At 72.5% G+C, this 14,548-nt stretch carries 14 protein-coding genes; 12 read left to right on the plus strand and 2 right to left on the minus strand.

Going from position 1 to position 14,548, the window contains the following annotated elements:
* The first annotated feature begins 89 nt into the window (after positions 1-89).
* Positions 90-1,709, plus strand: coding sequence for a chaperonin GroEL (gene groL / locus RM445_RS03970; protein WP_311554602.1), 1,620 nt, complete (start codon positions 90-92; stop codon positions 1,707-1,709).
* A gap of 75 nt (positions 1,710-1,784) precedes the next feature.
* Here groL and RM445_RS03975 read toward each other — a convergent pair whose 3' ends face one another.
* A complete protein-coding gene (locus tag RM445_RS03975) occupies positions 1,785-2,120 on the minus strand; it encodes a WhiB family transcriptional regulator (protein WP_311554603.1) in 336 nt (111 codons plus the stop codon).
* Positions 2,121-2,438: 318 nt separating this feature from the next.
* On the opposite strand from RM445_RS03975, the gene RM445_RS03980 reads away from it, so the two are divergent.
* The 4 genes from RM445_RS03980 (at position 2,439) to RM445_RS03995 (ending at position 6,562) form a co-directional block, all read left to right on the plus strand.
* The gene (locus RM445_RS03980; protein WP_311554604.1) at positions 2,439-3,473 is read left to right on the plus strand and encodes a MerR family transcriptional regulator; all 1,035 of its coding nucleotides are present in this window, start codon (positions 2,439-2,441) and stop codon (positions 3,471-3,473) included.
* Positions 3,474-3,853: 380 nt separating this feature from the next.
* Positions 3,854-4,450, plus strand: a complete 597-nt coding sequence (locus RM445_RS03985; RefSeq protein ID WP_311554605.1) for a response regulator transcription factor — start codon at positions 3,854-3,856, stop codon at positions 4,448-4,450.
* A gap of 260 nt (positions 4,451-4,710) precedes the next feature.
* Positions 4,711-5,289, plus strand: a complete 579-nt coding sequence (locus RM445_RS03990) for a sigma-70 family RNA polymerase sigma factor (RefSeq protein WP_311554606.1) — start codon at positions 4,711-4,713, stop codon at positions 5,287-5,289.
* The gene (locus RM445_RS03995) at positions 5,282-6,562 is read left to right on the plus strand and encodes an anti-sigma-D factor RsdA (protein WP_311554607.1); all 1,281 of its coding nucleotides are present in this window, start codon (positions 5,282-5,284) and stop codon (positions 6,560-6,562) included. The genes RM445_RS03990 and RM445_RS03995 overlap by 8 nt, the downstream gene beginning before the upstream one ends.
* Before the next feature lie 60 nt (positions 6,563-6,622).
* Here RM445_RS03995 and RM445_RS04000 read toward each other — a convergent pair whose 3' ends face one another.
* Positions 6,623-7,000 (minus strand): DUF5319 domain-containing protein, encoded by a 378-nt coding sequence (locus RM445_RS04000; protein ID WP_311554608.1) that lies wholly within the window; start codon positions 6,998-7,000, stop codon positions 6,623-6,625.
* 170 nt (positions 7,001-7,170) lie between these two features.
* Between RM445_RS04000 and guaB the strand changes: the two genes are divergently transcribed.
* The 7 genes from guaB (at position 7,171) to RM445_RS04035 (ending at position 14,398) form a co-directional block, all read left to right on the plus strand.
* Positions 7,171-8,679 (plus strand): IMP dehydrogenase, encoded by a 1,509-nt coding sequence (gene guaB / locus RM445_RS04005; protein WP_311554609.1) that lies wholly within the window; start codon positions 7,171-7,173, stop codon positions 8,677-8,679.
* A gap of 23 nt (positions 8,680-8,702) precedes the next feature.
* Positions 8,703-9,830: a GuaB3 family IMP dehydrogenase-related protein gene (locus RM445_RS04010; RefSeq protein WP_311554610.1), complete on the plus strand. Its 1,128-nt coding sequence runs from the start codon at positions 8,703-8,705 to the stop codon at positions 9,828-9,830.
* 135 nt (positions 9,831-9,965) lie between these two features.
* Positions 9,966-10,292 (plus strand): hypothetical protein, encoded by a 327-nt coding sequence (locus RM445_RS04015; protein WP_311554612.1) that lies wholly within the window; start codon positions 9,966-9,968, stop codon positions 10,290-10,292.
* 253 nt (positions 10,293-10,545) lie between these two features.
* The gene (locus RM445_RS04020) at positions 10,546-10,788 is read left to right on the plus strand and encodes a hypothetical protein (protein WP_311554613.1); all 243 of its coding nucleotides are present in this window, start codon (positions 10,546-10,548) and stop codon (positions 10,786-10,788) included.
* Between the two features lie 112 nt (positions 10,789-10,900).
* On the plus strand, positions 10,901-12,088 hold the full coding sequence (locus RM445_RS04025; RefSeq protein ID WP_311554614.1) for a glycosyltransferase: 1,188 nt from the start codon (positions 10,901-10,903) through the stop codon (positions 12,086-12,088).
* On the plus strand, positions 12,085-13,038 hold the full coding sequence (locus RM445_RS04030) for an NAD-dependent epimerase/dehydratase family protein (protein WP_311554615.1): 954 nt from the start codon (positions 12,085-12,087) through the stop codon (positions 13,036-13,038). Before RM445_RS04025 ends, RM445_RS04030 begins: the two co-directional genes overlap by 4 nt.
* 31 nt (positions 13,039-13,069) lie before the next feature.
* Positions 13,070-14,398 (plus strand): lipopolysaccharide biosynthesis protein, encoded by a 1,329-nt coding sequence (locus RM445_RS04035; protein ID WP_311554617.1) that lies wholly within the window; start codon positions 13,070-13,072, stop codon positions 14,396-14,398.
* Positions 14,399-14,548 lie beyond the last annotated feature (150 nt).

A 14,548-nucleotide genomic window follows, 5' to 3' on the forward strand; every position in this document is an offset into this window, starting at 1 on the left:
TGAGCCTCTTACCGCCCCGGCGGTCCGTCGACCGGACGGGCTGCCGGGGCGGTGGCGTCTCCCCCTGAACCGATAGGGAGTTCGAGAACATGCCGAAGCAGATCAGCTTCGACGAGACCGCGCGCCGGGCGCTGGAGCGCGGGGTGAACCAGCTGGCCGACGCCGTCAAGGTGACCCTCGGCCCGCGCGGTCGCCACGTCGTGCTGGAGAAGAAGTTCGGCGGGCCGACGGTGACGAACGACGGTGTCACCATCGCCCGCGAGATCGACCTGAGCGACCCGTTCGAGAACCTGGGCGCCCAGCTCGCCAAGACCGCCGCCACCAAGACCAACGACGTCGCCGGCGACGGCACCACCACCGCCACCGTGCTCGCCCAGGCCATGGTGGCCGCGGGCCTGCGCAACGTGGCCGCCGGGGCGAACCCGATGGCGCTCGGCGTGGGCATCTCGAAGGCCGCGGACCGCGTCTCCGAGTTCCTCAAGGAGAAGGCCACGCCCGTCGAGGGCAAGGCCATCGCCCAGGTGGGCACGATCGCCTCCCGCGAGGAGGAGATCGGCGACCTCATCAGCCAGGCGCTCGACGCCGTCGGCAAGGACGGCGTGATCACCATCGAGGAGGGCTCCACGCTCGCCACCGAGCTGGAGATCACCGAGGGCCTGCAGTTCGACAAGGGCTACCTGTCGCCGTACTTCGTGACGGACGCCGAGTCGATGGAGGCCGTGCTGGAGGACGCCTACGTCCTGCTGCACCGCGAGAAGATCGGCGCGATCGCCGACCTCCTGCCGCTGCTGGAGAAGGTGCTCGGCGACGGCAAGCCGCTGCTGATCGTGGCCGAGGACGTCGAGGGCGAGGCGCTGTCCACCCTGGTGGTCAACTCGATCCGCAAGACGCTGCGGGTCGTCGCGGTCAAGTCGCCGTTCTTCGGCGACCGCCGCAAGGCCTTCATGGACGACCTCGCGGTCGCCACCGGCGGCCAGGTCATCACCGCCGAGGTCGGTCTTAAGCTCGCCGAGGCCGGCCTGGACAGCCTGGGCCGGGTGCGCCGGGTCGTCGTCACGAAGGACGCCACCACGTTCATCGACGGCGCGGGCGATGCGGACGCGGTCAAGGGCCGGGTCGAGCAGATCAAGCGCGAGATCGAGGACACCGACTCCGACTGGGACCGCGAGAAGCTGCAGGAGCGGCTGGCGAAGCTGGCCGGCGGCGTCGCGGTGATCAAGGTCGGGGCGGCGACCGAGACGGCCCTCAAGGAGCGCAAGCACCGCATCGAGGACGCCGTGTCGGCCACCCGCGCCGCCGTCGAGGAGGGCATCGTGCCCGGCGGCGGTTCCGCGCTGGTGCAGGCGGCCGCGGCGCTGGCGGACGGCCTCGGCCTGAAGGGCGACGAGGCCACAGGCGTCGAGATCGTCCGCAAGTCGCTGACCGCGCCGCTGTTCTGGATCGCCGCCAACGGCGGCCAGGAAGGTGCCGTCGTCGTGAACAAGGTCGCCGAGGGGAAGTGGGGCCAGGGCTTCAACGCCGCGACCCTGACCTACGGCGACCTGCTCGCCGACGGCGTGATCGACCCGGTGAAGGTCACCCGCTCGGCCGTGGTGAACGCCGCGTCGATCGCGCGGATGGTGCTCACCACCGAGAGCGCCGTGGTCGACAAGCCCGAGGCTCCGGCTCCGGCCCCCGCGGGCGGGCACGGGCACGGGCACGGTCACTGACCGCGCTCCCGCTTCACCCCGGTGCGGGTGGGCCGTCCTCGGACGGCCCACCCGCACCGTCGTTTCCGGGCTCCGTCAGTGGGCGACGGCGGGCTGGACCGGCTGTCGCGGCGCAGTGGTCACGCGCAGCCGTCGGGTGCGTCCGCGGATGATCTCCTCGCGCTCCGCCTCCGACAGCCCGCCCCACACGCCGTAGGGCTCGTGCACGGCCAGCGCGTGCCGGCGGCACTGCTCCAGCACAGGGCAGGTCCGGCAGATCTGCTTCGCCCGGGCCTCGCGGTTCGCCCTGGCGGGGCCGCGTTCGCCTTCCGGGTGGAAGAAGAAGCCGCTGTCCATCCCACGACAGGCGCCGTTCATCTGCCAGTCCCAGATGTCCGTCACCGGAACCGGAAGCCTCCGGATATCCGCCATCGCACTCACCCTGCCCGTCCACCCCAGGTCCGCGCCAACAGGTGCGGGTGTGTCCACGGTAGAACCGCGCCAAACGTTGTTCAAGGAAATCGGGGTCGCGACTTTCGGTCCGCCCGTACGGCGGATACCCCGCAACGTCGCGAGCACGCCTGTCGTCCCCCGGCCGCGACCCGCAGCGGGAGCGCCGAGCCGGTCCCGCGTCCCCCACGACGCAGGGAGCCGGCGCCCCCGCCACGGCCCCGGAACGGCGCACCGTGCCGGGACATGCAGCACGCAAGTGCGCTGCCGTAAGGTGATTCGACGCCAAGAGCAGCGGGGATGGCTCCGCACATGGACAAGACGAGACCTTCGGTGGAGGACGTGGACGAGCCCCGCCTGACGGTCTCCGGAGCAGCCCGCCGTCTCGGCATCGCACCGGCGACGCTGCGTACCTGGGACCGCAGGTACGGCATCGGGCCCACCGGCCACGCCCACGGCCGCCACCGTCGCTACTCCTCCGACGACATGGCCCGCCTGGAGCTCATGCAGCGCGCGCTCATGCAGGGCGCCGCCCCCGCGGAGGCGGCCCGCTACGCCCGCAGCGCCGGCCGGCCGTCGGCCGCACCGGCCGTGGTCGCCGAAGACACCCCGCTGGTGGCCGAGGAGGCAGTCCCACCCTCGGAGGCGTCCGTCGCCGTCGGCTCCGCGTCACCACCGGTGCCGCGCAGCCGGGGCGGCGGGGGCGCCACGCTGCGGATGCCGGGAGCCGGCCCCCGGGCCCGCGGGCTCGGCCGTGCCGCGCTGGCGATGGACGCGGTCGCGATGCACACCCTGGTCGAGGAGTCGATCGCCGCCGACGGTGTGGCCGCCACCTGGGACGACGTGGCACGCCCGGTCCTGGTCGCGGTCGGGGAGCGGTGGGCGACCACCGGCCGCGGGGTGGAGATCGAGCACCTGCTCAGCCAGTGCCTCATCGCGGTCTTCGCCTCGCGGGCGTCCGCCACGGCGGCGCAGCCCGCCCGTCCGGTACTGCTCGCGGCGATGCCGTCGGACCTGCACGTCGTCCCGCTCGCCGTGCTCGGCGCGCTGCTCGCCGATCGGGGGATCGGCTGCCGGTCGCTGGGAGCCGCCCTCCCCGCCGACGCCCTCGCCGCGGCCGTCCGCCGGACAGCGCCCGCCGCCGTCGTGCTCTGGTCCCAGATCTCCTCGACCGCGGACGTCTCGGTCGTCGCCGGACTGCCGGTCACCCGGCCGCGCTACCGGGCATTCGTGGCGGGCCCCGGCTGGAACGGCGCCACCCTGCCGCCGGGCGTGGAGGCACTCGGCTCGCTCGTCGAGGCGGGCGAGCGGATCGCTGCGGTCGTGCTGCGTTGAGTGGCTGTTCGCATCCGTGGAGCGCACGTCGCCCTGCGCTGCCGACGAGGTAGTCCAACGAGTGGTCGGCAGCATTCGTACGGGTCGTCCGGGTGAAGATCGCCTAGCGGTTGGTTCACCGCGTCGGGCGACCTCGTCCGGAGCAGCCGCCCCAGATGCAAGCGCCTGATGGGGGAGTCCCTGCACGGCCCCGTGTGGCAGTCGGTAGTCTGGCTACTCCATTCGAAGTGCAGTCACCCACATGACAGGCGCCATTCGGCGCTTCGCTCTTCGAACGGGGGCACAAAACCACCCTGATCGTGTCAAGGTGAGGCGGTCACTCGCCGATACGGAGGGGTGACACATCACCCGGCTGCAGGAAGCTGCAGGAAGGAATCGTCGTGACGACGGTACTGATCTGCGACGATCGTCGCAGCGTCCGCGAAGGCCTGACGCGCGTGATGTCGGCGGTCCCGGGAGTGCACCGGATCGACTGCGTTGCGCACGGGGACGAGTTGCTGGCCCGGTACTCCCGGCAGCCGGTCGACGTCGTCCTGGTCGGCACGCAACGTGCCGTGCCGACCGGGGTGGAGGCGACACGTCGCCTCGTCGCCGCTCATCCACAGGCGAACGTCATCGTGTTCGGCGCCCCGGACGATGCGGGGAGCATCGCCGCCGCCATCGCCGGCGGTGCGCGGGGCTACCTGCGCTGGGACGCCTCGCGCCCCGAGCTGGTCGCCGCCCTGGCGCACACACTGGCCAGCACCGCGGTGCCGACACCCCGCACGCCCGCCGATCCCGGCGTGCAGCTCACCGAGCGCGAGCTGCAGGTGCTGCGCGGGATGAGCCAGGGCAAGAGCAACGGCCAGATCGGCCGCGAGCTCTACCTGTCGGAGGACACGGTCAAGACCCACGCTCGCCGGCTCTTCCGGAAGCTGGGCGTGCGTGACCGTGCGCAGGCGGTGGCGCACGGGTTCCGTCGCGGCCTGGTCTCGTAGGTCGCTCCACACCCCCGCGCGCCCCGGGCCGGTACATCGGCCCGGGGCGCTGCCGTGTCCGGGCCGTTACCTGCAGGTCGTGCAGGTGGGCGCCCGCAAGCGGTGTCGGAGGCCGTCCCGATCGTGAGCCTCGTCCGGCCCGCCGGTGGCGCCCCGCTACGGTTGAGGAGCCCCGGAACGCAGAAATGTCACTCTGCGTGATCGGACTCACGATCGGACGACAACGAGAATGCCTGGTAACGCTCCCACAACAGTGCGCGATGAGTGACACGACAGACGTTCCCGACGACCTGGTCGCAGCCGCCATGGCAGGCGACCGGGAGGCTGTGGGGCGTGTGCTGACCATCATCCGGCCACTGGTCGTGCGCTATTGCCGCGCCCGTCTCGGTGCACCGGACCGGTCGTCCGCCTCGGCGGACGACGTCGCGCAGGAGGTGTGCTTGGCCGTGTTGACGGCCCTGCCCGGGTACCGCGTCCAGGGGAAACCATTCCTGGCGTTCGTCTACGGGATCGCGGCACACAAGGTGATCGACGCACACCGTGCGTCGTCTCGTAACCGCTCGGAGCCGGTCGCCGACATCCCCGACTCGATGGAGGTCGCGGACGGCCCCGAGCAGCGGGCGCTGCGCGTCGAGTTGTCGGGCGAGATGGGCCGGCTGCTCGACCAGTTGCCCGACAAGCAACGTGAGATTCTCGTCCTACGCGTGGTGGTCGGCCTGTCGGCCGAGGAAACAGCGGAGGCGGTGGGCTCGACACCCGGTGCGGTGCGTGTGGCACAGCACCGGGCACTGGCCCGCCTCCGCAAGAGCATGCCTGAGGGGAGTGACCTGCATGCCTGACGACCGGAACGGCGTCCCCCCGGGACCTCCGAGTCCCTTCGGTCGGGCGCGCGGAACGAACGGCGTCCACCGCGACGAGCACGCCGACCTTCCCACCCGATCTCTGTCGGTCGACGTCGTCGACGGGCCGACCGACCTCGTCGCCGTCCAGGCGGACGACGAGTTGGTGAACGCGCTCGGCTCGGGCGCGGGCGTCGCGTTCGGTGACCGCGCTCCGGGCTCCGACCCGGACCTGCGTCGGAACCGCGACGAGCACCTCGTCGCGATGCTGGCCGCCTGGCGGGCCGAGATCGAGGCCGAGCCGATTCCCGAGCTGATCGACCTCGACACCGCCGTGGCGGCCGTGGTCGCCGGGATGAAGGCCGACGAACTGGGAACGCGGCGCAAGCGCGCCGGCCGGCTGCGCCACCTGGCTCCGCTCGTCGCGGCCGCGGCCATCATCGTGGCGGCGGTCAGCGGCGTCGGGCTGGGATCGAAGGACGCCATGCCCGGCGACACCCTGTGGGCGGTCCAGAAGGTCGTCAACCCCGAGCGGGCCGAGTCCGTCGAGACCAAGCTCGTCGTCGAGAGCCGGCTGGACAAGGTGCGGACGGCGCTGTCCACCGGCGACACCGACACCGCAGCCCGTGAGCTGCAGGCGATCAGCACCGAGATCCCGGCGGTGCGCGGCGAGGAGGGACAGCCCGGCCTCGCCCAGGAGCAGGAGTACCTGGCTCTGAAGCTGGCCGAGACGCCCCCGGGGAAGCCCGCGGACCTGTCCACGCCGCCGAAGAGCAAGCCGACCGCGCGCTCGACGACGTCGCCCGCCGCGCCGCCGCCGCCGCCCGCGTCGTCGTCGGCGTCCACGTCGGCCTCGTCCTCCGAGTCGGCGGCGCCGGGTGATCCGTCGGTGTCGAAGCCGGTCGACGTCGATCCGCGCCGCAGGCAGAGCGAGGCTCTCGTTCCGCAGCAGGGGCCCGGACCGGTCAAGGAAGGGCCGGCCACCTCGCCGGGGTCCGCGACCGCGCCGGACGTGACGAAGGCTCCGGGTGAGCCCAAGCCGGCCCCCGAGCAGAGCGAGGGCTCCGCGGACACGTCCACGGCACCCGCGTCGTCCGGCGACCAGCCGGGGCCCCGGGGTGGTGCGAGCGGCCCGACCTCGGGCAGTGCGCAGGCCGAGACCACCACCACGGGCGCCACCACGGGCACCACGACGGCGACCGGTACGACGGCGTCGGGTTCGGCGGGAACCAGCATCGACGCGACCGCGACGGCGAAGACGAAAACCATCTGACCGCAGACGACCACGGCCCCCTCCCGTTCGGGAGGGGGCCGTTCGGCGTCGAGGTGGGTCTCAGCCGTCGGAGAGCACCGCGTCGGCGTAGCCGCGGCAGTACTCCCAGCTGACGTACTCGGCGGGGTCGGGGTCGAACGCCGGCTCGTGCGGGCGCATGTGGCCCTCCTCGAGCAGCTGCTGCAGGCTGGCCCGCAGCAGGCTCCACTCGTGGAAGTGCTGCTCCCCGCAGTCGGCGCAGTCGACGACGATGCCGCGCACGCCGCGCGACTCGAGCAGCGCCTGGTACACGGCCAGGTCGGCCAGGTCGGCCACGACCTCGTCGCGCTCGGCCTCGCTCATCTCCTCGGGCTCCTCGGGAGCGGAGGCGTCGAGAGACAGCGCCGGGTCGTGCGGGTCGCCGGCGAAGGGATCTGGCGGCAGTGCGTCCGATGACACAACACGGAGGGTACCCGCCTCCGCCGACCGGACACCCGCGCGTGGGGCGTCGCCCGACGGCCGCGCTCGCCGGAGAGGCGGGCTGGATACGATGGGACGGACGGGATCGTCCCCGGTCCCGGTCCAGATCGACTTCTCGGTGTCTTCGGCGCCGGTGAGGGGCTGCCAGGATGACCAGCGAGATCGTCACCGGGCTGCCGCCCAAGTTCGCGATGCTCGGCCTGACGTTCGACGACGTCCTGCTGCTGCCCGCGGAGTCGGACGTCGTTCCCGGCCAGGCCGACACGAGTACGCAGATCAGCAGGCGGGTCCGGCTGAAGGTGCCGCTGGTGTCGTCCCCGATGGACACCGTCACCGAGTCCCGGATGGCCATCGCGATGGCGCGGGCGGGCGGGCTCGGCGTGCTGCACCGCAACCTCGCGCCGGACGAGCAGGCGTCCCAGGTCGAGGTGGTGAAGCGCTCGGAGGCCGGCATGGTCACCGACCCGGTCACCTGTTCACCGGACGACACCCTCGCCGATGTCGACGCCCTCTGTTCGCGGTTCCGCATCTCCGGGCTGCCGGTCACCGACGCCGAGGGCCGCCTCGTCGGGATCATCACGAACCGCGACATGCGCTTCGAGATGGACCACAGCCGTCCCGTGCGGGAGGTCATGACCGACGCCCCGCTGATCACCGCCAAGATCGGTGTGTCCGCGGAGGCCGCGCTGGGCCTGCTGCGGCGCAACAAGCTGGAGAAGCTGCCGATCGTGGACGGCGCGGGCATCCTGCGCGGGCTGATCACCATCAAGGACTTCAACAAGACCGAGAAGTACCCGCTGGCGACGAAGGACCCCGATGGCCGCCTGGTGGTCGCCGCCGCGGTCGGTGTCGGCGAGGAGGCGTTCGCCCGCGGCATGACGTTGGTCGAGGCCGGCGTCGACGTGCTCATGGTCGACACCGCGCACGGCCACTCCCGGCGCGTGCTGGAGATGGTGGCCAAGCTGCGGGCCGAGGTGGGCGACTCGGTGGACGTCGTCGGCGGCAACGTCGCCACCCGCGCCGGCGCCCAGGCGCTGGTCGAGGCGGGCGCGGACGCGGTCAAGGTCGGCGTCGGGCCGGGCTCGATCTGCACCACCCGCGTGGTGGCCGGTGTCGGGGCGCCGCAGATCACGGCGATCTACGAGGCGTCGCTGGCCTGCCGGGCCGCCGGCATTCCGGTGATCGGCGACGGCGGGATCCAGTACTCGGGCGACATCGCCAAGGCCATCGCCGCCGGTGCGAGCACCGTCATGCTCGGCAGTCTGCTCGCGGGCACGGCCGAGTCACCCGGTCAGCTGATCTTCGTCGGGGGCAAGCAGTTCAAGACCTACCGGGGCATGGGGTCGCTGGCGGCGATGCAGTCGCGCGGCGACGCGAAGTCGTACTCCAAGGACCGCTACGCCCAGGACGACGTGCTGAGCGAGGACAAGCTCGTGCCCGAGGGCATCGAGGGCCGGATCCCGTTCCGCGGGCCGCTGGCCCAGGTCGTGCACCAGCTCGTCGGTGGCCTGCGGTCGGGCATGGGGTACGCGGGTGCGGCGACGATCGAGCGGCTGCAGGAGGCGCAGCTCGTGCGGATCACCGCGGCGGGGCTCAAGGAGAGCCACCCGCACGACATCACGATGACGGCGGAGGCCCCGAACTACGCCGGTCGCTGACCCAAGCCCTACGCTCGTCTCCCGTGCGTGACCTCGTGGAGATCGGGATGGGTCGGACGGCCCGCCGCAGTTACGACCTGTCGCAGATCGAGATCGTGCCCTCGCGGCGCACGCGCAGCTCCAAGGAGGTCTCCACCACCTGGCAGCTCGACGCGTACCGCTTCGACATCCCGCTGGTGACCCACCCGACGGACGCCGTGGTCTCGCCGTCGAACGCCGTGCGGATCGGCAAGCTGGGTGGCCTCGGAGTGCTCAACGCCGAGGGGCTGTGGGCGCGGCACGCCGACGCGGAGGGCGCGCTGGCCCGGATCGTCGAGGCGGCCGCGTCGGACGACCCGGACGCCGCGGTGCGCATGCTGCAGGAGCTGCACGCGGCACCGATCCGCGAAGACCTGCTCACCGAGGCCCTGCGCACCGTCCGCGAGGCCGGCGTGACGGTCGCCGCGCGGGTGAGCCCGCAGCGCGCACGGGAGCTCACCCCGGTGCTCCTGGCCGCGGGCGTCGAGATCCTGGTCGTCCAGGGCACGATCATCTCGGCCGAGCACGTGTCCCGGGGCGAGCCGCTCAACCTCAAGGACTTCATCGCCTCCCTGGAGATCCCGGTCGTCGCGGGGGGTGTCGGCGACTACCGCACCGCGATGCACCTCATGCGCACGGGCGCGGCCGGGGTGATCGTCGGCTACGGGCAGTCGTCGGCGACGACGACGGACGCGGTACTCGGCATCGGTGTCCCGATGGCCACCGCGATCGTCGACGCGGCCGCCGCCCGGCGCGACTACCTCGACGAGACCGGCGGCCGCTACGTGCACGTGATCGCGGACGGCGGGATGGACCACTCCGGGGACGTGGCCAAGGCGATCGCCTGCGGCGCCGACGCCGTCATGCTGGGTGAGCAGCTCACCGAGGCCGCCGACGCTCCGGGCCGGGGCCTGTACTGGACCTCCGCCGCGGCGCACCCGTCGCTTCCCCGGTCGGAGGTGACGGGTTTCGGCGGCCCGGGAGCCCGTGACCTGGAGACCGTGCTGTTCGGCCCGTCGAGCACCCCGAACGGCACCGTCGACCTGTTCGGCGCCCTGCGCCGGGCGATGGCGAAGACGGGCTACTCGGACCTCAAGGAGTTCCAGCGGGTGGGGCTCACCATCCGGCTGTGACGCCCGGCCCGTCCGGGCCCGTCCGAGCGGAAAGACACACCTGCCCTTCTCCACTTCACAGGTGGTTGCGGGACGTTCGTCGCATACTGGACCTGGCGCACCAGGGCCACGCACGACCGAACAGGCAGGACGGACATGGACGACGCAGCGCGGCGGCACGGTCCGCGCGACTCTGCATCAGGGCGCAGGCGGTCCCCGGCGCCCCACACCGCCACGCTCACCCCGCCCGCGGGGCTGCCGACGGTGGGCGATGACGCGCGACCTGTCGTACCGCCCCCGCGGCAGGCGGCTCCGCCCGAGCCGGCGGTCGGCCTCTGCGTCTGCCTGCACCCGAAGGCCGCGCACGAGCACTGGCGCCGTGGCACCGACTGCGGGATCTGCGGGTCCGGCACATGTCGCGCGTACCGCCGCCGCGGTGGCGCCCTGCGCCGGTTCCTGCGCCGCGTCGGCCTCGCCCGCTGACGCTCGTCACGGGCCCGCGTGGCCACGCTCTCCGTACAGTGGATGGGACACCCTCGGGGGGCGCTTCAACTTCCGCGGCGACGCGGAAGACCCGCAGCCGGCGACGTGATCTGCTACACCGACGACCTCGACGAGCCGCTCAAGAACGCCGTGCGCGACCTGGAGGCCAACGACGTCGGCGACTCGCACGTGGACTGCATCGGAGGGCCCGGACGACGAAGGCGGTTCGGGCGAGGGTGTCAGCCGCGGCTGGTTGTTCGACGGGAACTACTGCGACCCGCACGCGGAGGCCCAGTCGGTGGCGCTGGAGGACATCCAGGACGTGACGATCTCGAACAACGAGATGGTCGGGCAGGGCAACAAGGCGTTCGCCCTGGGGAAGGGCTCCACGAGCGTCGTGGTGCGCGACAACCGGATCGGACCGGGGTACGGGCGCGAGGTGGGCTTCGACCACCCGTCGGCCCGCGAGGGATACCAGGGTCCGCCCGCACGGTAGGCATGCGGGTAACGTCGGTCGTCGACGGGGGAATTCTCAAGTGTCGGTGGTGGCGCCGACGTGCGCAAGGGGGAGAAGAATGGCCTGGCCGTGGCGACGGGAGCGACCCGGGGTGGAGCGGATCGACCGTCTGATCGTCCAGCAGTACGACGCCCAGCGCACGTTGACGATCGGGGGCATCGACACCTGCTTGCGCGGCGTCCTGGAGTACTCCCCGCCCGACGTCAGGATCGGCGTCGTGGGGGTCCTCGACGACGCCTCGGGCGGCGGCGTGCTGGGCCGGTGGCAGAAGGTCCGCAAGGGCGAGCGCGACATCTGGTTCCTCCCGGTCGCGCGCATCGACACCACCCGCCCCAAGGGCGTCGTGCCCTTCTCGGTCCGGCTCATCGCCGGTCTGCTGCGGTACCGGGCGCGGATCCCGCGGGCGGAGTCGCTGCAGGCGCACCGGGTGGACGTCGGGCTGGCGACCCGCCTGCTGTTCCGCGGCCCCCTCGTCTACTGCATCCACACCCAGGAGCGTGGCCTGCTCGGGCCCACGTCCGACTCCTTCTGGCGCAAGTTCGGCGACCTGCACGAGCGGCTGGACCGCTGGATCGTGCGGCGCGCCGACCGGGTGATCGTGTTCAACCCGGCGTACGCCGAGAAGGTGCGGCGGTGGAACCCGCGCACGGCCGCCGCGCCCACGTGGTTCGACCCGGCGATCACCGTCCCCGCGCCCGACCCGCACCCGCCCGCACTGGTCTGGGTGGGCCGGCTGGAGACCCCGAAGAACCCCGAGCTCGCCATCCGGACGTTCGCCGCGCTCGCGAAGAGCGATCCCGAGGAGCCGTGGACGTTCGAGGTGATCGGCTCGGGCACCCTGCGGCCGGAGCTGGAGGCGCTGATCGCCACCCTCCCGCCGGACGTCGCGAGCCGGATCACGTTGCGCGGCAGGCTCGCCGCGGCGGACGTCGCCGAGGCACGCAGCCGGTCCGGTGTGTTCCTGATGACCTCCCACGCCGGCTACGAGGGCTTCCCCCGCGTGCTGGTCGAGGCCATGGCCGCAGGCCTGCCCGCGGTGGTGACCGAGGGCGCCGACACCGGCGGCCTGGTCCAGCAGGGTGTCTCGGGCTTCACGTGCGGCCGCGACCCGCAGGAGCTCGCCGACGCCGTCCGCGCCGCCCGCGGCCTGGACCGGGCGAAGGTGACCGAGGCCGTCGCGGCCCTGAGCGCACCGCGGGTGGTGCGCGAGAACTTCTTCCCGGACTCGGCGGATGTGCCCGCCGTCGCCGGATCCGACAGCGTTCAGGAGACATCGTGAAGGCACTGGTGACCGGCGTCGCCGGGTTCATCGGCAGCAACATCGCCCGGCGACTGCTCGCCGACGGCCACGACGTGGTCGGCGTGGATGCGCTGACCGACTACTACGACCCGCAGATCAAGCGGTCGAACCTGCAGCGCGCCGACAACCCCCGGTTCCGGTTCGTCGAGGGTGATCTCAACACCCTCGACCTCGCGTCGCTCCTGGCCGACACCGAGGTCGTCTTCCACGAGGCGGGCCAGCCCGGCGTGCGCTCGTCGTGGGGCCGCGACTTCGGCCGCTACGCGTCGGACAACATCTGCGCGACCCAGCGCCTGCTCGAGGAGGCACGGCAGTCCGGGAGCCTCCGCCGGTTCGTCTACGCCTCCTCGTCGTCGGTCTACGGCAACGCGGAGCGGTACCCGACCGAGGAGACGGACCGGCCGCAGCCCGTCAGCCCGTACGGGGTCACCAAGCTGGCCGCCGAGCACCTCTGCAGCCTCTACGCGCACAACTACGGGCTCCCGACGGTGTCGCTGCGCTACTTCACCGTCTACGGCCCGGGTCAGCGACCGGACATGGCCTTCACCCGCTTCTGCCGTTGGGTCCACGCGGGCTCTCCGATCCAGCTGTACGGCACCGGCGAGCAGATCCGCGACTTCACCTACGTCGACGACGTGGTGGAGGCGAACCTGCGGGTCGGCGACGCCGACACGGGGCAGGTCCCCGCCGGAGCCGTGTACAACGTGGCGGGCGGCTCGTCGGTCAGCATGAACGAGGTGTTGGAACTGCTCGGGACGATCTCCGGCAAGGAGGTCCGGGTGGAGCGCTCCGCACCGGTGCCGGGCGACGTGCTCCGTACCGGTGGCACCACCGACGCGATCCGGCGGGCGACGGGCTGGGACCCGAAGGTCGGGCTGCGGGAGGGACTCGAGGAGCAGTACCGGTGGGCCACCAGCGTCCTCGCCTAGGGCCCTCAGGGGCCCGGCACGCCGTGCGCCGGTGAGGAAGGACCTCGCCAGCGCCGTGGCGGCGATCGTCGGATCGCTGCCCGGGTTCACCCTCCCGTTCGTCGCCGCTCTGGTGCTCAGTCCGAGTGCCTCGGATCTCCTGCTGCTGGCGGTGTCGATCGCCGTCACCCGGTCGGTGATCGTCAGCTCGGCGGCCGAGCTCACCACCGTGGCCGAGTACGGCAGGATGCTGGGCCGTCGGGTGGAACCGACCGCCGCCGCGCTCCGGGCGTTCCGCTGGCGCGTGCTGCGCTTCGCCCTGCTGCTGACCGTCGTGGTCACTCCGGTGCTGGCCTTCGCCTACTCGGCCCGGTCCGCGGACCGGGGGGAGTTCGTCGCGCTCGTCTGCGCGGTCGCCGCGACGCCGGTGCTCGCCGCGCTGGCCAGCATCCTGTCCGGCGAGTGCGTGGCCCGCGGCGCTCCTGCGGTGCCCATCGCGGTGCAGGCCATGCGGTCACTGGTGCCCGCGCTGCTGCTGCTCGCCTGGCCCGGCGCGCCGCTCTGGCTGCTCGCGGTCGCCCTGCCCGTGGGGGAGGCGGCCCGCGGGGCGGTCCTGCTGGTGTCGTGCCGTCGGGCGCGCCGTGCGCAGGCCGGCGACGAGCCCACCGACGTCCTCGCCCCGCACGGCCTCCTCGCCCAGGCCGCGTCGCAGGGGGTGACGCAGCTCGGACCCGCCGTGGACCGGGTGTACCTGTCGTCGTCGGGAGCCGGCTACATCTCCAGCTACGAGATGTCGGACCGGCTGTTCTACGCCGCGACCCAGTTCTTCACGATGACGTTCCTGTACCGGCGCGTGGCGATCTGGGCGCGGCTGCCCACGATGGAGCCCGACGAGGCGCGGCACCTCCTGCGCCGCGACGGCCGCCTCCTCGGCGTGGTGGTCACCGTGCTCACGGTGGCCGGCATGCTGGGGTGCCTGGTCGCGCTGGTGTCGGGCCTGCTCCCGCAGGACTGGACCCAGGGCTTCTGGTGGGCCGCCGTCGTGATGGTCTCCGTGCCCGCCCATGCGTTCAACGTCGTGGGCACGCGGCTGCTCGTCGTGGCCCGCAAGCAGCACTACATGGTCGGGATCGCGATCACTACCGCCGTGCTCAACGCGGTGCTCGACACCGGTCTCTACTTCTGGCTGGGGCCGATCGGGATCGTCGTGGCGACCGTGGGCGTCCGGTGGGTCATGGCGGGGGTGTACCTGGTCCTGCTGCGCAAGGTCGTCCCGCAGACCATCGGGCAGGAGCTGGCGGTGCCGTCCGGCGGAGCGCCGTCCGACAGCGTGCCGTCAGACAGGGCTCAGCCCGGCGAGGGACGGCACCGTCGCGCCTGACGGGGAGCGCGACTCGCCGTCCCGCGACCCGGTTCCGCGGTCTGATCACCCGCCCGGGTAATGTCCCGAACCGGTCCGGATACGGGCCGAATCGGTTGGGGTCGACTTCTGGGCGGAAGGTGGGTCCGGGGCCGACGGCCAGCGCAGGTC

The organism is Pseudonocardia charpentierae (genome assembly GCF_031845345.1).
In the GTDB taxonomy this organism is placed as follows: Bacteria; Actinomycetota; Actinomycetes; order Mycobacteriales; family Pseudonocardiaceae; genus Pseudonocardia; species Pseudonocardia charpentierae.